The organism is Streptomyces sp. NBC_01451, assembly GCF_036227485.1.
In the GTDB taxonomy this organism is placed as follows: domain Bacteria; phylum Actinomycetota; class Actinomycetes; order Streptomycetales; family Streptomycetaceae; genus Streptomyces.
Genome location: NZ_CP109479.1, coordinates 4,609,438 through 4,630,545 on the forward strand (window position 1 = coordinate 4,609,438; position 21,108 = coordinate 4,630,545).

At 67.0% G+C, this 21,108-nt stretch carries 19 protein-coding genes; 6 read left to right on the forward strand and 13 right to left on the reverse strand.

Features of this window, described 5'->3' with window-relative positions:
• Window positions 1-2: 2 nt before the first annotated feature.
• The 7 genes from OG595_RS20225 to OG595_RS20255 form a co-directional block, all read right to left on the reverse strand.
• Entirely contained in the window at window positions 3-2,258 is a 2,256-nt protein-coding gene (locus OG595_RS20225; protein WP_329273854.1) for an ArnT family glycosyltransferase, read from the reverse strand.
• A complete protein-coding gene (locus OG595_RS20230; RefSeq protein ID WP_329273856.1) occupies window positions 2,255-3,766 on the reverse strand; it encodes a bifunctional glycosyltransferase family 2/GtrA family protein in 1,512 nt (503 codons plus the stop codon). The genes OG595_RS20225 and OG595_RS20230 overlap by 4 nt, the downstream gene beginning before the upstream one ends.
• Before the next feature lie 14 nt (window positions 3,767-3,780).
• Complete coding sequence (locus OG595_RS20235; RefSeq protein WP_329273857.1) at window positions 3,781-5,517, reverse strand: HAMP domain-containing sensor histidine kinase; 1,737 nt, start codon at window positions 5,515-5,517, stop codon at window positions 3,781-3,783.
• Between the two features lie 62 nt (window positions 5,518-5,579).
• Entirely contained in the window at window positions 5,580-6,317 is a 738-nt protein-coding gene (locus tag OG595_RS20240; RefSeq protein WP_189152128.1) for a response regulator transcription factor, read from the reverse strand.
• A 331-nt stretch (window positions 6,318-6,648) separates the two neighbouring features.
• Window positions 6,649-7,593 (reverse strand): amidohydrolase family protein, encoded by a 945-nt coding sequence (locus tag OG595_RS20245; protein ID WP_329283065.1) that lies wholly within the window; start codon window positions 7,591-7,593, stop codon window positions 6,649-6,651.
• A 123-nt stretch (window positions 7,594-7,716) separates the two neighbouring features.
• Window positions 7,717-8,688, reverse strand: coding sequence for a DUF2797 domain-containing protein (locus OG595_RS20250; RefSeq protein WP_329273859.1), 972 nt, complete (start codon window positions 8,686-8,688; stop codon window positions 7,717-7,719).
• Window positions 8,689-8,823: 135 nt separating this feature from the next.
• Window positions 8,824-9,177 carry an HGxxPAAW family protein gene (locus OG595_RS20255; protein ID WP_329273860.1) on the reverse strand — a complete coding sequence of 118 codons (354 nt, stop codon included), beginning with the start codon at window positions 9,175-9,177 and terminating at the stop codon, window positions 8,824-8,826.
• Window positions 9,178-9,262: 85 nt separating this feature from the next.
• Here OG595_RS20255 and OG595_RS20260 point away from each other — a divergent pair, with 85 nt between their 5' ends.
• Window positions 9,263-9,772 carry a helix-turn-helix domain-containing protein gene (locus tag OG595_RS20260; protein ID WP_329273862.1) on the forward strand — a complete coding sequence of 170 codons (510 nt, stop codon included), beginning with the start codon at window positions 9,263-9,265 and terminating at the stop codon, window positions 9,770-9,772.
• Window positions 9,773-9,845: 73 nt separating this feature from the next.
• Here OG595_RS20260 and OG595_RS20265 read toward each other — a convergent pair whose 3' ends face one another.
• Complete coding sequence (locus OG595_RS20265; RefSeq protein WP_329273864.1) at window positions 9,846-11,480, reverse strand: CocE/NonD family hydrolase; 1,635 nt, start codon at window positions 11,478-11,480, stop codon at window positions 9,846-9,848.
• Window positions 11,467-12,000, reverse strand: coding sequence for an NUDIX hydrolase (locus OG595_RS20270; protein ID WP_329273866.1), 534 nt, complete (start codon window positions 11,998-12,000; stop codon window positions 11,467-11,469). The genes OG595_RS20265 and OG595_RS20270 overlap by 14 nt, the downstream gene beginning before the upstream one ends.
• Before the next feature lie 376 nt (window positions 12,001-12,376).
• Between OG595_RS20270 and OG595_RS20275 the strand changes: the two genes are divergently transcribed.
• Entirely contained in the window at window positions 12,377-13,345 is a 969-nt protein-coding gene (locus tag OG595_RS20275; RefSeq protein ID WP_443073352.1) for a tetratricopeptide repeat protein, read from the forward strand.
• Between the two features lie 315 nt (window positions 13,346-13,660).
• Here the strand turns inward: OG595_RS20275 and OG595_RS20280 are convergent, their stop codons facing one another.
• The 3 genes from OG595_RS20280 to OG595_RS20290 form a co-directional block, all read right to left on the reverse strand.
• Window positions 13,661-14,500 carry a DUF4435 domain-containing protein gene (locus OG595_RS20280; protein WP_329273869.1) on the reverse strand — a complete coding sequence of 280 codons (840 nt, stop codon included), beginning with the start codon at window positions 14,498-14,500 and terminating at the stop codon, window positions 13,661-13,663.
• Window positions 14,501-14,518: 18 nt separating this feature from the next.
• Window positions 14,519-15,883 carry an AAA family ATPase gene (locus tag OG595_RS20285; protein ID WP_329273870.1) on the reverse strand — a complete coding sequence of 455 codons (1,365 nt, stop codon included), beginning with the start codon at window positions 15,881-15,883 and terminating at the stop codon, window positions 14,519-14,521.
• 579 nt (window positions 15,884-16,462) lie between these two features.
• Window positions 16,463-16,939 (reverse strand): hypothetical protein, encoded by a 477-nt coding sequence (locus OG595_RS20290; protein ID WP_329273871.1) that lies wholly within the window; start codon window positions 16,937-16,939, stop codon window positions 16,463-16,465.
• 350 nt (window positions 16,940-17,289) lie between these two features.
• Here OG595_RS20290 and OG595_RS20295 point away from each other — a divergent pair, with 350 nt between their 5' ends.
• On the forward strand, window positions 17,290-17,823 hold the full coding sequence (locus OG595_RS20295) for an NUDIX hydrolase (protein WP_329273872.1): 534 nt from the start codon (window positions 17,290-17,292) through the stop codon (window positions 17,821-17,823).
• Here OG595_RS20295 and OG595_RS20300 read toward each other — a convergent pair.
• Window positions 17,801-19,141, reverse strand: coding sequence for a helix-turn-helix domain-containing protein (locus OG595_RS20300; RefSeq protein ID WP_329273873.1), 1,341 nt, complete (start codon window positions 19,139-19,141; stop codon window positions 17,801-17,803). The two genes, OG595_RS20295 and OG595_RS20300, sit on opposite strands and share 23 nt — an antisense overlap.
• A gap of 114 nt (window positions 19,142-19,255) precedes the next feature.
• Here OG595_RS20300 and OG595_RS20305 point away from each other — a divergent pair, with 114 nt between their 5' ends.
• The 3 genes from OG595_RS20305 to OG595_RS20315 all read left to right on the forward strand — a co-directional run bounded on the left by OG595_RS20305 (window position 19,256) and on the right by OG595_RS20315 (window position 21,102).
• Window positions 19,256-19,498: a hypothetical protein gene (locus tag OG595_RS20305; RefSeq protein WP_329273874.1), complete on the forward strand. Its 243-nt coding sequence runs from the start codon at window positions 19,256-19,258 to the stop codon at window positions 19,496-19,498.
• 253 nt (window positions 19,499-19,751) lie between these two features.
• Window positions 19,752-20,195, forward strand: coding sequence for a glycine-rich domain-containing protein (locus tag OG595_RS20310; RefSeq protein WP_329273875.1), 444 nt, complete (start codon window positions 19,752-19,754; stop codon window positions 20,193-20,195).
• 70 nt (window positions 20,196-20,265) lie between these two features.
• On the forward strand, window positions 20,266-21,102 hold the full coding sequence (locus OG595_RS20315; RefSeq protein ID WP_329273876.1) for a protein kinase domain-containing protein: 837 nt from the start codon (window positions 20,266-20,268) through the stop codon (window positions 21,100-21,102).
• Window positions 21,103-21,108: the final 6 nt, after the last annotated feature.

Sequence of the window (21,108 nt, forward strand, 5' to 3'; positions counted from 1 at the left end):
GGTCAGCTGCCGGCCGTCGGCTGGGTCAGGTCGTAGAAGGTGGCCGAACCGACCGTCACCTTCTTGAAGTTGCTCTCGACCCACGAGCTGATCTGGGACGACGTGCTCGTCGTGCTGCTGCCGCCCATACCGCCGCCGGAGCCGCTGGAGATGAAGTAGTGGATCTTGCCGTCCGCCACGTACTTCTTGAACTCGGCCAGCGTCGGGGACGGGTCGGTGCCGTTGAAGCCGCCGATCGCCATCACCGGGTCGCCGGTGGAGAGCTGGTAACTCGCCGCGTTCTGGGCGCCGATGGCCGCCGCGGCCCAGGTGTAGTCATCGGCGTTCTTCTCCAGCAGGGCCTTGGCCTCGCTGGTGACGCTGGCGCCGTTGAGCAGACCGCCCACGCCACCGCCGCCGCCCATACCGCCACCGTCACCGGTCTGGCCGCCGGGGCCACCCTGCTGGGTGTTCCCGTTGCCCTGCTGCTGGTTGCCCTGGCTGTTGTTGCCGCCGCCGGGGAAGCCACCGCCGTTGCCGCCGGTCGGGGGCTGGCCCATGCCGCCGCCCTGGGTGTTGCCGTTGCCGTTCTGCTGACCCTGCTGGCCGCCCATACCGCCGCCACCAGGACCGCCGCCCATTCCGCCACCGCCGCCGCCGAACCCACCGCGACCGCCCGCCACAGACGGACCCGCCGTGACGATCGAGCCGGTGTGCCCCTCATTGAGGGTGGTCAGGGAGTACGCGGCCGGACCCGCCAGCGCCGTGACGAAGCTCAACCCGACTACAGCCAGGGCGAGTTGACGCCCGAGATGGTTGACGAAGATGAGCCCGAGCGCGGCCGTCAGACCGCCCACCAGCACCAGCCACTTCAGCCAGGGCAGGTAGTCGGAGGAACGGTTGAGGAGGACGTACCCCCAGACCGCGGTGGCCGTCGTGGCAGCCGCGAGCGTCAGCGACGCCCACAGCTTGTCCCGCTCCTGCCAGAGCTGGGCCGCACCCATGCCGACGAGCGGCGCGATGTAGGGGGCGAGGGCGACGGTGTAGTAGTCGTGGAAGATGCCCTGCATGTAGCTGAAGATCACCATGGTGATCAGCAGCGAGCCGCCCCAGAGGAGGAGCCCGGCGCGGGTGGCGTCCGTGCGCCTGGCCCTGCGGCCGGCCCAGATCGCCGCGACGAACAGGATCAGCGCGGCCGGGATCAGCCAGGAGATCTGGCCGCCGCTGCCGGAGGTGAACATCCGGTCCCAGCCGGTCTCGCCCCACATTCCGGTGCCGCCTCCGCCGCCACCACCGCCGACGCTGCCGGTCTCCTCGCCGTTGATACGGCCAAGTCCGTTGTAGCCGAAGGTCAGTTCAAGGAAGGAGTTGTTCTGCGAGCCGCCGATGTAGGGGCGCGAGGACGCCGGCCACAGCTCGACGATCGCGACCCACCAGCCGCCCGCGACGATCATCGCGAGCCCGGCGGCCAGTACCTGTCCGATGCGCCTGCGGACACTGGTCGGCGCGAAGATCACGTACACCAGCGCCAGCACGGGCAGGATCAGGAAGGCCTGGAGCGTCTTGACCAGGAAGGCGAAACCGATCGCCGTACCCGCCCACACCAGCCACTTCGTCTCGGCCTTCTCCATGGCGCGCTGGGTGCAGTAGACCGCGGTGGCCATGAGGAGCGCGAGGAGCGCGTCCGGGTTGTTGAAGCGGAACATCAGCACGGCGACGGGCGTCAGCGCGAAGACCGCCATCGTGAGGAACCCGGCCGTGGCACTGAACCGGCGCCGCACGGACGCGTACAGCACACCCGCCGTGGCGACGGCCATCAGGACCTGCGGGAACAGGATCGCGAAGGAGTTGAGGCCGAAGATCCTGACCGACAGCGACATCGGCCACAGGGAGGCCGGGGGCTTGTCGACGGTGATGGCGTTGGCCGAGTCGAGCGAGCCGAAGAAGAACGCCTTCCAGGACTGGCTGCCTGCCTGAACCGCCGCCGAGTAGAAGGAGTTGGCGTATCCGGAGGCGGTCAGGTTCCAGGTGTAGAGCGCGCCGATCACCAGCAGTGTGGCGAGGAACGCGGGCCGCACCCACCGGTGGTCCTCGGGCCGTCCGCGCCACAGTCTGTGTACGAAGGGCTGCTTGGGCTCACCGGACGAGGGCGCCGGCACGGCCGTCTCGGGAACGACTGTCTGCTGTACGGCAGTCGACTCCGGCGGCGGATAGAAGGGGCTCGCACCCCCCGGCCCCGAGGGGCCCGAATGGGTCGTCTGGTCGAAGTGAGTGGTCATCGCGGGTTCCTCGGATCCTGGCTGTCGTGCGGGCGCACCGGCTGGAGCCGCGTGGTCGGTTCCCCCCAGGTGCGGTCCGCGACATCACCGGCGCGGAACTGGTCGGTGGGGTAAGGGGAGTTGCCGTACGAAGCGTTCACGTTGTTCACGCTGTTCACGCTGTTGGCGTTGTTGTGCGAGGCGTTGGCGTACGGGCCCGCGGTGTACGCCTGGTACGTCGGTGAGCTCGGGGTGTGCGAGGCCACGACGGTGGACGCCGTGGACGCGTCGCTCTGGTCGGGGAACACCCAGGCCCTGAAGAGCAGGAACCGCAGCACCGTCGCCGCGAGGTTGGCGGCGATGAGCACCGCCAGTTCCGTGGAGTGCCCGGGGTCGCTGGTCGCCGCGTTGAGGGCGGCGAGCGAGCCGCTGGTGAGGGCGAGTCCGATGCCGAAGACGACCAGGCCCTGCGCCTGGTGGCGCACCGCCCCGCCCCGGCCGGTCACCCCGAAGGTCAGCCGCCGGTTGGCCGCGGTGTTCGCGACGGCGGAGACCAGCAGCGCGAGCGCGTTGGCGATCTGCGAGCCGGCGAAGCCCCGGAAGGCGCTGTAGAGCACCAGGTAGAAGAGGGTCGACATACCGCCGACCACACAGAATCCGACGAGCTGGCGGGCCAGCCCCTTCGGCACGTCCTTGATGTCGCGGTCGCGCGGATCGTCGCCGAAGGGCCGGGTGAGCCGGTCCAGCGGCAGCGAGCCGGTGGCAAGTGCCTTGCCCACGCGCAACACTCCCTTCAGGTCGTCGGTCGCCGTCTTGACGATGTGGACGGTGGATTCCGGGTCGTCGACCCAGTCGACCGGCACCTCGTGGATGCGCAGGCCGGCGCGCTCGGCCAGCACCAGCATCTCGGTGTCGAAGAACCAGCCGGTGTCCTCGATGAGCGGCAGCAGGATCTGGGCGACATCACGCCGGATGGCCTTGAATCCGCACTGCGCGTCCGTGAAGCGGGCCTGGAGCGAGCCACGCAGGATCAGGTTGTACGTCCGGCTGATGAACTCCCGCTTGGCACCGCGCACGACGCGCGAGGAGCGGGCGAGCCGGGAGCCGATCGCGAGGTCCGAATGACCGGAGATCAGCGGTGCCACCAGCGGCAGCAGGGCGTTCAGGTCGGTCGACAGGTCGACGTCCATGTAGGCGAGGATCGGCGCGTCGGACGCGGACCACACTGTCCGCAGTGCTCGGCCGCGCCCCTTCTGCTCCAGCCGGAAGGACCTGACCTCCGGCAGCTCCGCCGCCAGCCGCGCCGCCACCAGGGGAGTGGTGTCCGTGGACGCGTTGTCCGCAACCGTGATGCGGAACGCGTACGGGAACGTGCGCTTGAGGTGCTCGTGGAGTCTGAGCACGCATGGCTGGAGGTCCTTCTCCTCGTTGTAGACGGGGATCACTACGTCCAGGACAGGCGTACCGGCTGCCGCGGCCGGGAGGTGCTCCCGCGCCGGCAGGGTGCCGGGAGAAGAGTCGGTTCGCATAGGACCGACTTTCGTCAGGCCCCCTGTTGCACCCATGTGGTGGCACTGTGCTGTACCTGTGAGTCCGATTGCCAGTTTGTTTCAGGGGCAAGGGCCGGCAAATGCACCGTAAAGACGGTCTGTCCGGGCACGCTGTCGACGGTCACGGCACCGCCGTGCGCGGTCGCGACGGCCTGCACGATGGCGAGCCCGAGACCGGTGGAACCGGTGGAGCGGGAGCGTGCGGTGTCACCGCGCGCGAACCGCTCGAACACGTGCGGCAACAGGTCGGCCGGGATGCCCTGTCCGTCGTCCTGCACGTCCACACACAGCCACGGTCCGCGCCGCTGCACGCGCGCGGTGACGGTGGTCCCGGGCGGGGTGTGCGTACGGGCGTTGGCCAGCAGGTTCACCAGGACCTGCTGCAACCGGGCCGCGTCCGCGGACACCAACGCGGGCTCGTCGGGCAGGTCGAGCCGCCAGTTGTGGTCCCGCCCGGCGGCACGCGCGTCACTGACGGTGTCCACGACGAGCGGTACGAGGTCGGTCTGGTCGAACTGGAGCGGCCGTCCCGCGTCGAGGCGGGCGAGCAGCAGGAGGTCCTCGACGAGCAGCGTCATACGCCCCGCCTCGGACTCGATCCGCCCGAGCGCGTGCCGGGTGTCCGGCCCGGTCTCCTCGCGTCCGCGTCTCGTCAGCTCGGCGTAGCCGCGGATCGACGCCAGCGGCGTACGCAGCTCATGACTGGCGTCCGCGACGAACTGGCGTACGCGCATCTCGCTCTGCTGGCGTGAGTGCAGGGCGCCGTGCACATGGTCGAGCATCCGGTTGAGGGCGGCGCCCACCTGGCCGACCTCGGTGTGCGGGTCGGTCTCGGACTCGGCGACCCGCTCGTTGAGGGTCACCTCGCCGGTGTGCAGCGGGAGTTCGGAGACCCGGGTGGCGGTCGAGGCGACCTTGCGGAGGGGACGCAGCGCCACTCCGACCAGGACCGTACCGGCGATACCGGCGGCGACGAGACCGGCGGCGGTGACGCTGACCTCGACGAGGATCAGCGTGTTGATGGTCGTGGTGACGGACTCGGTGGGCAGGGCGACGTAGTAGTTGCCGCGGTTGCCGGTGACGTACGTGACGCGGTACTCGCCGAGCCCGGTGAGGGTGATGGTGTGCTGGCCGGAGTCCCGGGAGACCGAGGCCAACTCGGCCCTCTGCGTCGCGGTCAGCTTGACAGCCTGCACCTCGCTGTCGGTCGTGGTCGTACCCGACAGCATCTTGGAGACGTACCCCTCGGAGACACCACCGCTTGAGTCGACGGCCGCGGCGACGGTGTACTCCTGCGTCCCGCCCTTCTTCATGAACTCCGTGAGCCGTTCCGCGACGGTCTGCCCACCGATGCCCACACCGGAGGTGGTGCTGTTACCGGTGGAGGGCGAGGAACCAGTGGCCGACGAGGACGAGGAGGAGGAGTTGTTGCCGCTCGGCAACCCGCCGGGCGGGTTGCCGTTGTCGTTCACGCCACCCGGACCCGGCCCGTTCGGCGGACCGCCGACACGGTTGGCCGCCTCACTGACCTGGGTGTCCAACTGCTTGTACAGGTGCTGCTGGAGCGCGATGGTCGTCACCGTGCCCATCACGGCGCACACCACGGCGATCAGCGAGACCGCCGAGACGACAAGCCGCGTACGCAGGGTCCGCGGCCTGCTCTGCCGTTGGGCCTTCTGCTCGGACCTGCCCAGCCTCCGCTGCCCGCCCGCTTTCCTCTTACTGCTCACAGTGCTGCCCTCCTACCGGGCTCGACCACGTCTTCCGGAGCGGCACCACCAATGACATGGGGTCAGCCGGCGGGTTTGATCAGATATCCAGCACCGCGCCGGGTGTGGATCATCGGCTCGCGCCCGGCGTCGATCTTCCGCCTCAGGTAGGAGATGTACAGCTCGACGACGTTCGCCTGGCCGCCGAAGTCGTACGACCAAACACGGTCGAGTATCTGCGCTTTGCTGAGCACGCGCCGCGGATTCCGCATCAAGAAGCGCAGCAGTTCGAACTCGGTGGCGGTGAGGTGGATGCCCTCCCCGGCCCGCGACACCTCGTGGCTGTCCTCATCGAGGGTGAGGTCACCGACGACCAGGACGGAGTCGGAGCGCCGGTCGGCCGCACCGGAGCGCCGGATCAGACCGCGCAGCCGCGCCACGACCTCTTCGAGGCTGAAGGGCTTGGTGACGTAGTCGTCGCCGCCCGCGGTGAGGCCCGCGATCCGGTCCTCGACGGCGTCCTTCGCCGTCAGGAACAGCACGGGCACCTCGGGCAGCTCGCGCCGCAGCCGGCCGAGGACGGTGAGGCCGTCCATGTCGGGCAGCATCATGTCGAGAACGACGGCGTCGGGCCGGAACTCGCGCGCGGTCTGCACCGCCCCCGTTCCGTCACCCGCGCTGCGGATCTGCCAGCCTTCGTAGCGGAGGGCCATGGACAGCAGCTCGGTGATCGACAGCTCGTCGTCCACCACAAGCACTCGGACGGGGCTCCCGTCCGGCCTCAGCAGTTCGGTGCGCCCCTGGGGCGAGGTCGTGGTCATAGCGGAAACCTTGTCGGTGTCCTCTGAGAGCAAGCTTTCTGGAACCTGTGATTTTCCTGAGAAACTCACAGGCGCCTCTCAGGGAACCCCTGGGAAATCCCACCCCGGGAAGCCGCCGAAGTGAGAGCGGAACCATACGCCGGGAAGCACCGAACCCTACTCCGAGCTGCGCTTTTACCGACCGGCCAGACCGCCGGACCCACCCCTGGAAAGCCCCCGGGACCGCCCTCGGGCATCCTGTGCGTCTCCTGGGCGAACCTGATTGAAAGTTGCGCACCCCACTTCTGTACGTCCGATTTGTCCCCGCCGACCGTCTCTTCTCACCTCGAACTCACGCCGGTGTCAGGCCCTCCTCATCCGCATCCGCCAGCCCGAACAGCCGCGCCCCGTTGTCATGGCAGACGGCCCGCAGCCAGTCGTCGCCGAGGCCCAGACGCTCCAGGGCGTGCAGTTGGTGGACGTACGGATAGGGGATGTTCGGGAAGTCCGAGCCGAGCAGGACGCGGTCGCCGAGGTCCGCCAGCCGGGGGAGTTCGGGCCGGGGGAACGGGGCCATCCGCTCCGCGAAGTCGGTGAACGCCATCGTCGTGTCCAGCCGCACCTCGTCGTACCGCTCGGCGAGGCCGAGGAAATCCCCGTACTCGGGCAGCCCCATGTGCGCGACGACCAGCCGCAGCCGGGGATGCCGGGCCAGCACGCGCCCGATCGGCTCGGGCCCGGTGTGCTTGCCGGGCGCCGGACCGGAGCCGCAGTGAATCACCACGGGCGTCCCGGCCTCGGCGAGCAGTCCCCAGGCCGGGTCGAGAAGTTCGTCGGCCGGGTCGTACGCCCCCACCTGCACATGTGCCTTGAAGACACGCGCGCCGGCCTCGACCGCCTCCCGGACGTACGTTTCGACGCCCGGCTCGGGGAACAGGGTCGACGTGTGCAGGCAGCCGGAGGTACGGCCTGCGAAGTCGGTGGCCCACTGGTTGAGCCACTGGGCCATGCCCGCCTTGTGCGGGTAGAGCATGGCGGTGAAGGCCCGCACCCCGAACTCCCGGATCAGCGCGAGCCGTTCGTCCTCCTCCAGCCGGTAGGTGATCGGCCACTCGATGCCGTCGCCCGCCGACCCGACGGCGTCGAAATACGCCCAGACCTTGCGCAGCACCCGCTCGGGCATGAAGTGCGTGTGCACGTCGACGAGACCGGGCAGCCCGAGCCGTGTCCAGAACCGCCGGACCTCGGCGACCTCGGCGGTCCTGGCGCCCCCGGAGACCCCGGTGATCCCAGCAATGCCTGTGATCCCGGGGAACTCACCGTCGACGTCGGAGTCTCCGTCCTCCGAGGCTTCCCTCGTCCCGTCCACCGTCGCCCCTCCCGCTCGGCCTCGCCGTACGACGTCCCAAGGAGTGTGGGCTCAGAACAACCCGTCCTGCACGCCCTCCGACCCCTTCGCCGCCTTGAACTCCCGCACAGGAACGGTGAGTCCACCGCTCCCGGCAGGCACCAGCTCCCAGCCGGTCATCAGCCTGGTGTCCAGCACCACCACTCCTCTCCCGTCTCCGCCCCAGCTCCCCTTCCCTCGCTCATCCCTCCGCTCATCCTTCCGCCCGTCGTTCCGCCCGTCCGCGACCGCGAGATGCAGATCGGGCCCGGCCGCCGCCACCAGCTCGCCCCCGACGACGCCCCCCGCGACCAACTCGCTCACCGCACCCACGACCGGCACCAGCCCTGTCAGCTCAGCCAGCCGTGTCAGCCCGAACGCCTCGACATGGTCGACGACCTGGCAGGAAGCCCGCTCCAGGGACTCGGGCCAGCCGCCCAGCCCCACCGCCCGAGCGTGCAGGTCCTCGACCTCGGCGGCCCGCTCCGCCGCAGACCCTGGCAGCGCGGCCCGCACCGCCCGCTTGTCGGCGTACGGAATCCGGTCAGGGACCCCGAGCGCGGCGCGCAGCAGCTCCTCCGTACGCCGGGCGGCCATCAGCGGGCCGACGCCCAACCAGGTGAAGGCGACGGCACCCTGCTCAAGCAGCCGCGCCGAGCCCCGCTCCAGCGCGGTGATGCCGACCTTGGTCAGCCCGGGTCCGAACCACGCCAGATATACGTGATAGGGGCGTGGATCGTCCGCGATCGTGTCGGCGGCGACCGAGTGCGCCCGGTCCAGCCGCGCGCACTCCTCGCACCGCGCCCCCGTACTCCGCCCCGACACCCCGGCCCGTATCGGACAGGCGTTCCCCCGCGCTCCCACACATGTCCGTACGCCCCCTTCCGTGACCCCGAAGGCCACCCTCTTCCCCCAGGTCAGCGCACTACCGCGCCCACCGTCCCAACGCAGCACGGGACCGTCCGCCGTCCATCGCAGCCCCGAGCATCTCCATGCCTGTGCCATCCCTTGCGAGATTACGGGGTACCACTGACAACGCCCCCTCGGACAGCAAATGCGCAGGTAAGCGAGGAGATACAGGCAACCGGCGGAATCACCGTGCCGCGACCCGGCTCGGCGGACACACCGCCGCCACGGACGTCAGACACGTTCCGGAGCGACCTCGGCGGCAACGGCAGGAGCGCTCGCGCTGCCCGCACGCCGCCCCCGTCCCGCCAGCCGGCACCCCACGCACCCCGGATGACCCGCCCGCGCCGAGCCGTCCCGCTCCCGCATCCGCCACTCGCCGACCGGCCGCACCCCCGGCGGCTTCCCCCACCCGGCGAGATGCAGCACCCAGGTGACCAGGACGGCGGCCACCAGCACCGCGGTCCCGCCCGTCACCGCGAGAACCGAGGTCGTACAGATGCCCAGTCCGAGGACGCAGGACCCGACGGTCGCGATGGCGGTACCGGTCCAGCCGGCGACGGTATGTCCCTCGTCGTATGCGCTCACGTCCGCGTCTCCCCAGTAGGATCGATATCTCTCACGTTGTAAGTAGTTTAGACGATATACCTCTCACGAGCTAAGGCAATTTCCGATGCGCGGCACGCCCCACACCCCCGGCGCGCAGGGCGGCACGCCCCGCCCGCCGGCGACACCCGCCCAGATGCTCAAGGAAATGGACCACACCATCGCGACGCACCTGCTCAGCCAGCAGGAGATGGCGCGCCGCCTCAACATGAACGTCACCGACCTCACCTGCTTCGCCTACGTCCTGGAAGCGGGCGAGGATCTGCTCACCGCCGGCGACCTGGCCGAGCGTGCCCACGTCACCACGGGCGCCGTCACCGGAATCCTCAACCGCCTCGAACGCGCGGGCTACATCACCCGCCGCCCCGACCCGAACGACCGCCGCCGGGTACGCGTGGCCGCCGAACCGGCCGCCGTCGCCCGGGCACACGCCCTCTACGAGCCCTACTACGCCCGCCTGGCCACCCTCATCGCCGACTACTCCCCCGACGAAGTCGCCGTACTGGCCGACTGGTTCACACGTCAGGGCAGGCTGGCCCGGGAGTACATGGACGAGATCCGCGAGACGGGCAAGTAATCGGGCGCACACACAAACAGTCACACAACAGGCATGTAAACGGCCACGTGAAGGGGCACCCAAAGAGAACCGTTCACTGCTGCCGCACCGGCAGAACGACCGCCGAGGGACACCCGGCCCCGTGATGGACCTCCTGGTCGGCGGCATGGAGAACAGTGGCCGTGGCATGCGGCTCGCCGGTGCCGGTGTTGCGCGCGAACCTCGGAAACGCCCCGCTGGACACCTGCACCCGGATGCGGTGCCCGCGCCGGAAGCGGTAGGCGGTGGGCCACAACGCGACCTGGACGGGGCCGAGTTCATCGGCGCCGGTGACACTGACAAGCCCGTCGCACACGTTGTACGACTTCCCCCGCCCGTCGACGTCACAGACCCGCACGAACACATCGGCGTACGCCAGCCCGGACCGGAACCAGATCTCCGCCCCGACCTCCCCGACGACCTCGACGTCCTCCGCCAACTCGGCCGTCGTGTACGTCAGGACGTCGGCCCGCGCCTCCAACTCCCCGTTCGCCACCCGCCCGCTGCCCCGGCCCATACGGACGCCGCCGACCGCGGGAGTGGGGTCGGCGGGGTCGTAACGGTAGGTGTCGTGCGTTGCCGCATCACCCGGTTCCGCCCCGAGCACACCACCGGGCCCGAGGTGGAACCGTCTGGGCGCGTACCCGGCCGGCGGCCAGGCCGCGAAGTCCCGCCATTCCCCCGCCCCTTGCCTCCCGCCGCCCATCACGAACAGCCGTACCGGCGCCCGTTCCGGCGGCGCCTCACCGCGCGCGTGGGCGAGCCCGAACTCGACCGCCTCTCGGATCGGCGTGCCGTGCGGGGACAGATGCCCCCACGGCCCGACCGTCAGCCGCGCCGAACGCCCCGCCGCCTGCAACGCGCGGAAGTCCCGTAGCTGACCCGGCAGAAAGATGTCGTACCAGCCGCCGATCGAACTGACCGGCACGCTCACGGCCGCCACCCGGTGCCGATGGTCGAGCCGACCGGACCACGTACCGCCGTCCGCCATCGTGTCGTGGGCGAGGATGCTCTGGAGGTAGTCGGAGCGACGACCGAGGGCGGCCAGGTCGGCGCCGCTCAGCGGAAGGCTGGCGAGGGCCCGCCGGTTGCGCGGGGCCTGGGCGATCTGGCGCAGCACCGCGAAGCGGCGTTCCTGCCCGGCGACCATGACCCCCCACTCGAACGGCGTCTCCAGCGAGAACCCGTCCGCCCGCAGGAACTCCAGGGTCAGCGCCGACTCGGTCACCATCGGGATCATCGCCTTGACCTCGGGCGGCAGCGAATCGGCGACGGCCCACTGGGCGAACCCCATGTAACTGGCCCCGACCAGCACCACGGACCCCGCGCACCAGGGCTGCTTCACCACCCACTCCAGGGTCGACAGCCCGTCGGCACGCTCTCGCAGGAACGGCTCGAAGACCCCACCCGAGCCGAAGGTCCCGCGCGCACTCTGCACGACCACCTGGAACCCTCGCTCGGCCAACAGCCGTACCGAACCGCCCCCTTGAACCCCGCGCCGCCCGTACGGCGTCCGGACCAGCGCGACGGGCAGCCCGTCCTCCTCCCGGCCCCGGGGCACCCACCGGTCCGCCAGCAGCTCCACCCCGTCGGCCATCGGGACCCGTAGATCCCGCTGTACGACGAGATCCCGGGTCAGAGGAGGGCCGAGCCGCAGCAGCCGCTGCAGGAGATGACTACTCAGCTTCATCGACAACAGCCTCCAGGCGGCCGGACCGATAACGGCGAAGAGCCTCAAGTCCATCGGGTACGAAGATCAGTTGCCGGGTCAGTTCCCCCAACTCGCCCTCGCTCACCCACCTGTGCCAGGCGATCTCCACCGGGTCGGGAGAAACGTCCTCGACGACCACGGCTTCGTGAACGCCGAGCCAGTACGGGCTGATGGCCCCGCGGCAGAGAAACTTGAAGGCGAACCGTACGTCCGCCCGCACCCCCAACTCCTCGGCGAGTTCACGGCGGGCGGCCTCCTCCCAGCTCTCCCCGACGTCGACAGCGCCGCCCACGAGCCAGTTGTACTGCCCCGGAAACCGCGCGAGCCCATCAGCCCGCCGATGCACCAGCACCCGCCCACCCGCATCCCGGCACACAGTGGTGGCGACCCGGTGCAGCCACCCCCGCCGAACGGCCTCCCCGCGCTCCACCACCCCGACGACCCGATCCCGCTCGTCCACCCGTTCCACCAGCTCCACGCGCCCCGAAGGATCGGTCATGGCCCAACGGTGACACAGAAGACAGTAGGGAAGCAGCGGGCGAAGCCCCCGGCCCCAGAGGCATGGACACCGACACGAGCAGCCCTGTCTGAACGCCAAAGGGCCCCGGAGTGATCCGGGGCCCTTTGAACTGTGTGCACTCGGCAGGATTCGAACCTGCAACCTTCTGATCCGTAGGATCGGGCGGCTCGTTGGGAGGGCGGCCCACCTCCTCCCGGAGTGATCGCCGACGGTCGCCATCACAGGCCGCTGTGTGCCGTCGTTGCCGTCAGGGTTGCCGTCACTTCCGGATCACCGATGGCTGCACCGCCGTGCACATGGAAGGTTTCAAAGAACCCTTGGCCACGGATATCCTCCGGCGATGTCGAATCAGTCAATGACAGCGGGAGTCGCTCTCGCCGGCGTGATGGCGCACTGTGGCGGAAACCCGGTCGGCGCCGTGGAGTTTCTGGTGAAGGCGATAGCCTCCGCGCCGGCAGCCCCGGAGCCCTATGCGGCCCTCGCCGAGTTGTGGCAGGACCGGCGCTCGGAGCTGAAAGAGGGCCTCGAAGGAGACGGCTCCTTGAGCGCTGTGCTGGCGCAGGCGTACTTCCTGTTCCTCGACGGGGACATGGACAACGCGGTGATGGCCCTTGGCTCGGTCACGGGGGTGCGGCCCGACGTGGCGTGGGGCATCGCTCCCTGGTTCGTCGATCCCCGGTTCCTCGGCGCGGTGAGTGCCGAGGCGTTGGCGGAGGCGTGTCTGCGGACGTTGGACTACGGCCACAACCTGAACACCGAAGAGATGCGGGAGCGATTCGCTCCCTGGTTCCATGCCCTCGACGTGGTCTCCGAACGCAGTCCTGTACCGGAGTCGCTGGCTGCCATGGCCCGGCTGCCCCGCGCCTGCGGCCGCTACGAGCTGGCTTTCACCCTCTGCGACCGCGCCGATGCCGTCGATCGGGTCATGTGGACTGCGGTCGCACGGGCGAACACCTGGCGCGCGATGGGCGACCTGGACCAGACTGCCGTGGCCTTCGAACAAGCCCTGACTCTGGATGCCACCAACTGGTCCCTCTACCTGGACCTCGCCGACGTGCGCGCGTTGCAAGGCGACTTCGCCGCAGCAGTGGCCCTCGTCGAACAGGGCGTGCAACATGAACCGCACGAAGCCTCCCTGCGCGCGGCGGGTGCCGCATATCGCACGCGCCTGTCCGGCTCGTCCGACGACCTGCGCGCCCTGATCGACCTCGCGCCCGGGCTCGCGAACACCTCCTACCGGGACCTACTGATCGACTACGCGTGCGCGGGGCCAGGCCTGCCCCGGAGACTCGTGGCCAAGGCCCGCCGCATCAGCGAGAACTGACCACGCGCTCTCTGGCCGCGGGGCGGTCACCGACAGGCGAACCCGCAACCTTCTGATCCGTAGCTCTCCGTGGATCGGTCCTTGACGGCCATACCGGCTGCTTTGCGCCGCCTGTGAGGCCCTGTCGGGCCCAGGTTGCACATACGCGTCCGCGCCTCGTCCGTGTCTGTTGATTTACAACTATCTCTACGGGTTCAAGGCGGCTCGCTACGTTCCCCGCGCGCGGCCCGGCTCCCGGCCGGGCCTGCACTCCTGTCTCCGCCCCGCTCCAGCCCAGCCGACGCCCGCGCCGCGCGACTGAAAACGAATATGGCGTTACTCAGAAAGGTTAAGGAGCGTCAAGAAATCAACGCCCCATTGGCTTGTACGCAAGTATTCGGCTCCCGCGAGCCGGAGTGAAGCTGCGAGCCCTTCAAAGTCAACACTTTGAGGCTTCCTTGATCCACAGTACCCGCTGAGGGCTGCACCCAGCAGCACTAGAAAGTCTCGACCTCGAAAATAGGGTTGCGAACCCCTTGGGCAAGCCGGGTACTTACCTACAGACTTGACCCCCATAGCGTAGTCATAAAGAACAGCCTGCCCAGGACTACCGTGGGAAGTGGCACTTAGAGCAGCGCAATAAGGCTGCAATCGCAAAATCATATGCCGTTTTTCGATCTTTCCAGCTAGATCGACATCGTCAAAGCTGATACCCCACCCATTTTCCGCATTTGCGCGCCGCAAACGAGTGACAGGGTCGAGCATCTCGTAAAGTTTCCCCAGAATTCCAGATATCCCACCGCGTGCAGCAATCTTCTGAACACTGCCAAACTCGGCTATTAGATCAGCACCGACCTTTGAGACGACAAGCATCGCCTCCAGATCTGCATTTTCGTAAGGATGAAGGGTTGGATACCGCTCGTGCAAATCTGCGACTTCATCATCAAAGTCTCTATCTACCACACAAATAAAGTACTCTTGCTTCCAGTCGGCGAGTTGAACTGCCGCATCGAGAGCGACTTTTCGCGTCCCTGCCTGAAAATACATGACTTCTGCATCGTCGAACGCTCTCTTCAAAATGCGCTCATCTGATTGACCTTCTACGATAGCTACCTGACGCCTATCTCCCTGTCTATGCAATCTAATTCTGTCCGCCAAGCGGTCCAGGTCTCGCATAGACATGTTTCCCCCCACCTACTCTTCACCATCCGATTCTTCGTCACTTTCAGTCATTTCCGGGAGCCCGACTTCTACCGCATCAGGTGCCTCGATCTCTTGCACCAAATCCCAACGACCCTTAATAATCGCACTTGAGTGTGTTGCCAAAACGATTTGGAGTTCCGAAATTCGAGCCACCTCCGCGATGTCCTCCAAGAAAGAGTGCTTCCATGCTGCGTGCATAGAAATCTCAGGCTCGTCAATCAGTACGAGGGAGCCCCGCTCCGCCGAAAAGAGAAGCATAGTAAAGACTGCTAGCAGGTGTTGCTCACCCGAAGACAAAGATTGCACACTCACCGGCTTACCGCTAAATTTCGACCGGAACCTAATTTGCCCCTTCTCGCTGAGATAAACTTCCTTGCCGACGAATTTAGATTCAACGATCCTTCGCAGTGAATTCAACTTCTCATGAATGGGGAGGAGAGGCTTAAGTTTGCGTTCCCAGTCATCAAGGAATACGTTCAGGATCCTCCTCTCTGTTGTGTCCGCTTCTTCCTCGGGAAAGCGGACGTCAACAGGTCGGACACTAAGTCCGCTCGCATGGAGTTCCGCATGCTGGTCAGCGATCCTCTGATATCTCTCACGCAAGTCCTGCGAATTAATTGTTGTCTTTGTTCGCTTTAGAACCCGTGACGCAAAAGTTTGGTCGGCATCTAGAGACTCATTAAGCGACTTCCGTCGAGCATCCGACAGCTGCGCGGAGATCTGCTCGATATAGAGCTGAATCCTCTTGGCGGCGGCCCCATGCCGACCTTGGCTACTACGCTGCGTCCGCGCAGGATAATTTAGAACGTTATCGAGGCGCTGCGTGTCGATCAGAATCGAACTTGCACCTTTATAGAAATCCTCAAGCCAGGTCCCTCGTGTTTGCGCCGTCGCAGAGGGAGCGGCCGGAAGGCCATACCGCTTGGCCATATCAGGCGACATAACTCGTTCCAAGCGAGTGTCATACCAATTACCGTCGGGTAGGCGCACCGTCCATTCGGGAGTTTCACGCTCCTCGCCGCCCGCGTGGACATATGTGATGTCCAGTCGCTGATAGGTACGGATACGCGGCCTCTTCCCCGAGAAGCTAAAGACGATCTCTCCACCTGCTTTGCGAGTTTGACGGACCCTCAGCACCCATTTATCGACGTAACGCACTTCGATATCTCTAAACTCGACAGACGCCAAGGTGGACAGATCGAGCATAATGACAGCATGAAGCAAGCGAAGGAAGTGAGTCTTGCCGATTCCGTTCGGGCCGGAGATGATAGTGATTGGATCAGGCTTTGAAAATTTCACATCATGCCGGATGTATCCAAACAAGCCCTCGATCGTGACGGCCTCAATAGTTTTCATCTACTGTCCTCACGCAAGCTGACGCCAAAATACATCGTCTATCGGGGTGAAACTGGAAACAGGCTAGTCCAACGGCACGTCCCTGCGCACCCTCCGTGTAAAAATCGTCACTGAGGGATCGGCTGACTGTGAACAAGGCTGTGCTCATACGCCAGTCGAGGGCTCCGGTTTCGTCGTCACGAACCGGCCGTCGCGGCTTGTTGTGGTTGACGGCAAGCCCCGATGGCGCGGCTGAGGCTTGTGGGGGTGCAGCGAGGCATACGCGTGCGTGGTCGGCCGACGCACCCACCGTCGTGGCTGACTGTCTACGGCTAAGGTTCGTGCCGCTGCATTGCCAGAAGAACTGACACATCACCCCGGACTGCGGAATACACGTAAACAGTGCCGTCGCGTTCCAAGGTCGGGGGATGCATCCCCGGCAGCTCGGGGGGAGGGAGGGATCGTGCCACTCGTGTACCACATCCTGCGGGGAACCACGGGGATCAGCGGAGACTGACCACAAGTACGACCAGGGGTCCAACGCCACTCCGCCACAGGTCAGCCCAACAATCGCTCGCTGAAGACCCAAGCTTCCCAAGCTCAGGGCGCAGTGCCGTCTTCACTGACGCGCAGGTCTTCTCGCATGCGCGCCCGAAGCACAGCAAGGGCGTCGTCATAAGTTCGGCGCCCCTCCAGGTACACGGGATCAGTGACCAAGACTCCCTCCATCACCAGATCGCGGAGGTCGCGCAAACGGCGGAAGGCATCCTCCGAGGCCTCTACCACGCGGCGGGGCGCACTGATGGTCATCTGATACCTCAGTCCGATGCACGGCCCGAATGCTTCGCGAGCTCTGGCGCGGCGCGTCGAGGGTTCCATTTCCGGGTCACGAGCCATGTTGCCGCAGGCGTGACGGGCCTCGGACAGGCCGGCCAGGTAGTCCCCATACTGACCACGACGCGCTTGCGTCTCACGATCTAAGCGCTCCCGCTTCCACCGTTGACGGTCCAGAAGCATGGCGGAACCTGTGGCGATCGCCGCGCCAACTATGGTGCTGATCAAGGTGGTCCACTGCATAGACCGACCGTAGCCACTGGCACGACGCCCGTCGGCCCCGCACCACAACCGCACCAGATCGAGCGGGAAACAACGGGAACCACGGTGAAAGCAGTCGAGCCCGAAGAGGCCGCAGCCCAGCCGTTCGCCCAGGTCAACGCACTAACTGGCCCCAAAGTGCCACAGCTTCCCAAGCTGATGTCCTCTGGTGTACTCCATCCACCATTCCCCCCTCCTGACGTTTGGCCGCTCCAGGCGGAGTAGGGAGCACGTGAAGTACATCTCGTCAAAGTGACGCGAAAAGAGTCGAACGTGCGCCCACCTCCACCTCGGTCTGAGATCCTGGAGACCGATCGAGAGGGGCCGCAGGTATGGAGTGGAAGACCCACGGTGAGCGACAGATCTACACGAACAAGTGGGTGAACCTGTGTCTGGTCGACGTCCAGCAGCCTGACGGGCGCAGGTGGGAGTACCACGTCGTTCGCCTCCGGCACCTGGCCGTGGCCGCCGTGGTCAACGACCGCCAGGAGGTGCTGATGATGTGGCGGCACCGCTTCATCACCGACTCGTGGGCCTGGGAGTTGCCCATGGGCCTGGTCGAGGAGGGCGAGTCCCCTGAAGAGGCTGCGGCCCGTGAAGTCCTGGAGGAAACGGGCTGGCGCCCCGGCCCCATCAAGCCCCTGATCTACGCCGAGCCGGCCAACGGGATCACCGACTCACAGCACCACGTCTTCCGCGCGGACGGCGCGACCTACGACGGCCCGCCCACGGAGAAGAACGAGTCCGACCGCATCGAGTGGATCCCCCTCCGCGAGGTACGCGGCATGATCGACCGCCGCGAGATCGTGAGCAGCGGATCCCTCGTCGGCCTCCTCTACGTGCTCATGGACGAAGCGATCCGCTGACCGGTGGGAGGAGTTCCCGTAGCCGTGCCTCGAAAGCCAGTGCTACGGGCTCCCGCCTATGCGGGGCCAACTGCTCGTAGAACTCCCGGAGATGGCCCGACACCCGCTCGGAGGACACCGCCGACGCGGGCACCAGCGCTTGCGTGGCGGTGTGGCAGGCCTGGGCAAGCTTCCCTTGGTCCAGCTGCGTACGAGCCAGCCAGAAAGCGTGAAACGCGCGCCCGCGTTGGTTGGTGCTGTTCTCCCGCCGCAAAGCATCCGCGATCAAGGGCTCAGCGGTCGCAGCCTCCCCCAGCCGGCCGTGAGCAATGCCGGTGTCCACTATGAGCTTCAGCTCGTCGAAGTAGGTCACCCACGACGGGTCCGGGTCGTTCGCCTCGATCTGCTCGAAGTGGCGGTGCGCTTCCCCGATCGCCCGGTGCGTGGAGTCCCGGTTGCCGAGGGTGGCATGGGCGAAGGCCTCGCGCATGGACAGCATCGACATGACGCGCGGTGTGGTGCCGAGAGCTGGGCGGGCCTGGTCCTGAGCGGCGGTGACGAGTGCGAGAGAGTCCCCCGGCTTGTCCTGGTACGTGGCCTGCAAGCTCATGCAGGCCAGGACGTTGGCCATGAACTGACGGTCGTCGATTTCCTTGGCCAGTTGCAGGGCCTCGGTGAAGTACGCGCGGGCCTGGTTGTACTGGCGGGCGTCGAAGTAGGTCCAGCCGGTGAGGCGCGCCAACTCGGCCGCGATTCCGTACAGGCCGTTCTGGATGGACGGCGGTCGGGTCTCCTTCAACAGGCCCACGACATGCCGGAGCTGACCGACGATGGCCGGCCTCAGAGCCTCGCCGCCGTGCTGGTCGTCCCGTCGCCAGTAGTCCTCGATGGAGGATCGGAACGCTGCAAGTGTGGCTGTGCTGAGGCTCGTTCGTGTGGCGAGAGCCAGGATGCTGTCCACATCCGGCCCCGGCAGAGACGCGGGGGTCGGCTGTGCTGGCTCCGGCGCCTGTGGTGCCTCGCGCTCGGTGACCGCGAGAGCCTGGGGCGTCTCCCAGGGACGACGGGCAAGTCCGAGCATGTGTCCTGGGATGCGCAAGCCGTCCGCGATGCGTTCGACGACGTCCATGTGGAGCAACTGACGTTGCCCAGCGATCACTTCGCCGACTCGGCTGGGTGTCAGCTCGCATCGCCTGGCGATCTTCGACGGGTAGATGCCCGCCTTGGTCTTGACCAGCCGGAAGACTCTGCCGAAGTCCCGTACCCGGCACGCGTTGATCATCTCGGGATCGGTGAGCAGCCTGGCAGGCAGTTCCTGCGGCCGGTCGGCGTCGGGCATCGGGCAAGCTCCCACACTGCGAGGGCTACACAACGTCGCTGATTCTCTACTTCCCGCGATGTTACCCAAGTTGGGTAATCAGCCTGACCTTTTGGCGGGGGTACCCGGTTCGCGATGCTCGTGTGCATGGCGAGCAATCAGCAGACCAGACCAGGCATCGGTGAACTGGCCAAGGACAGCAACAGGGACCGCATCGGCGTCGTCATGGGCAAGTGCGGGGGCCGTGTGCAGATGCGGCCGATCCGTGGCGGCCTGGAGTGGGATGCCATTCCGGACGACGTGGTGGCACTCAGTGCGCGAGAGGAACTGAGCGCACGTCTGACCATCAAGAACGGCAACAGTCTGGGTGGGTTGTGATGCGCGCCATCGGCCGGTACGCGGGAGTCCTTTTCATCATCTGCATCAGCGGTTCGTGCGGCCTGGTGATCGGCGCGGCTCTCGGTATCCGCCAGTAGACCGGCCGCCCCGGACAGGTGCCAGTTCACGGCTCCCCCGTCCCCGTCCGGGGCCGGCCCTTCCAAACCTGCCCCCTGATCGTCTGCTAGAGCCCAGCTCGGCGACCAGGACGGCATGCCCGTGCCACGCACCACCTCACACCGGGAGATTGCACATGACGGCAACGGCGAACGATCAGCGGACCGGTCGCGCGGTGGCTGGTGAGGAATTGTTCGAGAGCCTCGCCCACTTCGTGGTCATCCACAACGGGCAGTCGACCGAGCGCGCGGAGCGGATCGCGGACCAGGCGGTTGCGTTCCTGGTCACGGCGGCCACCGCCACCGTTCCCATGGTCCCGTCCGATGACGTGGACCTCGGCCTCCACGCGCTCATCCTGCATACGAAGGAGTACGCCGCGCTGTGCGAGCAGTACGCGGGTCGCTTTCTGCACCACAACCCGAAGCCGGGTGGAGGTGCACGCGACCCGGAGATGGTCGCCGCCTCGGCACGCGCCATCAAGGCGGGCGGGTTCATGGTCTTCGACGACCTGTGGACCGTGAACGGCGTGAATCTCGCGCAGTGCGACTCGGACTGCGGCCGACCGTACGGTCAGGCGTAGCACACGACAACAGCGACGCGGCCGGCCCGAACTCGTGGTCGGCCGCGCTCGCCTGGAAGGAGAAGAGACGTTGCCGGGCTCAACCCCTGAACTGCCGATCGTGGTGCTCGACGCACTCATGCCCACGACTCAGCGCATGGTCATCAACCGTCGGGGCTCCACGGTGTGGGAGGTGGAGAGCCACCGGGGCCACTACGCCGTGAAGATCGGTTATCCGATCGAGGCTACGGCCGACTGGCCTGCCCAACCTTGGACCGCGCTCGCGCCCGCGCGTGAGGGTGCCGTTCTGCTTCGCCTTGGCGTCGAGGGGATCGCGTACGGCGAATGGGAGCACGGCACGTGGAACTACCAGCCGTGGCACGAAGGGCCGGACCTGTACCGGCTGTGGGAGCGCTGCCGTAGGAAAGATTCGTCCATCGCACCGGACACCAGCGAGGCGCTGGAATGCGTCGAGGCGCTGGCCGAACTCCACGCCAAGGGCTGGGCACATGGCGACGTGCAGCCCGCCCACTTCATCATCGGGCCGGAACGAACACACCTCATCGACCTCGCCCTTGCCCGTGGCGGCCATGTACCCGACGGGCACGACTTCCCGTTCCGCGGCTGCCTCGTCCACTACGAAGCACCGGAGATCGCGCGCAGTGTGCTCGACACCGGGGAAGCGGAGCCGACACCGGCGGCCGACGTCTACGCGCTCGGGGCCTCGCTGCTCATCTCCGCCACGGGTTGGCGGGCGGTCGAGTACCCGGACGACGCTCCGCGCCCCGTGCAGCGCGAGGCGGTGGCCAACGGCCGACGTCGGCCCGTGAAAGTGCCCGGTGAACTGGGCGAATTGGTCGACGCGATGCTCAGTCATGCACCGGGGGATCGCCCCACTATCCCCGAGGTGGTCAAAGCCCTGACCTGATCCCGA

Bases quoted from the DNA above. Each gene is read 5' to 3' on its own strand.
- OG595_RS20225 (WP_329273854.1), bottom strand. From the start codon at position 2,258: ATGACCACTCACTTCGACCAGACGACCCATTCGGGCCCCTCGGGGCCG.
- OG595_RS20230 (WP_329273856.1), bottom strand. From the start codon at position 3,766: ATGCGAACCGACTCTTCTCCCGGCACCCTGCCGGCGCGGGAGCACCTC.
- OG595_RS20240 (WP_189152128.1), bottom strand. From the start codon at position 6,317: ATGACCACGACCTCGCCCCAGGGGCGCACCGAACTGCTGAGGCCGGAC.
- OG595_RS20250 (WP_329273859.1), bottom strand. From the start codon at position 8,688: ATGGCACAGGCATGGAGATGCTCGGGGCTGCGATGGACGGCGGACGGT.
- OG595_RS20260 (WP_329273862.1), top strand. From the start codon at position 9,263: ATGCGCGGCACGCCCCACACCCCCGGCGCGCAGGGCGGCACGCCCCGC.
- OG595_RS20265 (WP_329273864.1), bottom strand. From the start codon at position 11,480: ATGAAGCTGAGTAGTCATCTCCTGCAGCGGCTGCTGCGGCTCGGCCCT.
- OG595_RS20270 (WP_329273866.1), bottom strand. From the start codon at position 12,000: ATGACCGATCCTTCGGGGCGCGTGGAGCTGGTGGAACGGGTGGACGAG.
- OG595_RS20275 (WP_443073352.1), top strand. From the start codon at position 12,377: ATGACAGCGGGAGTCGCTCTCGCCGGCGTGATGGCGCACTGTGGCGGA.
- OG595_RS20280 (WP_329273869.1), bottom strand. From the start codon at position 14,500: ATGCGAGACCTGGACCGCTTGGCGGACAGAATTAGATTGCATAGACAG.
- OG595_RS20285 (WP_329273870.1), bottom strand. From the start codon at position 15,883: ATGAAAACTATTGAGGCCGTCACGATCGAGGGCTTGTTTGGATACATC.
- OG595_RS20290 (WP_329273871.1), bottom strand. From the start codon at position 16,939: ATGCAGTGGACCACCTTGATCAGCACCATAGTTGGCGCGGCGATCGCC.
- OG595_RS20295 (WP_329273872.1), top strand. From the start codon at position 17,290: ATGGAGTGGAAGACCCACGGTGAGCGACAGATCTACACGAACAAGTGG.
- OG595_RS20300 (WP_329273873.1), bottom strand. From the start codon at position 19,141: ATGCCCGACGCCGACCGGCCGCAGGAACTGCCTGCCAGGCTGCTCACC.
- OG595_RS20305 (WP_329273874.1), top strand. From the start codon at position 19,256: ATGCTCGTGTGCATGGCGAGCAATCAGCAGACCAGACCAGGCATCGGT.
- OG595_RS20310 (WP_329273875.1), top strand. From the start codon at position 19,752: ATGACGGCAACGGCGAACGATCAGCGGACCGGTCGCGCGGTGGCTGGT.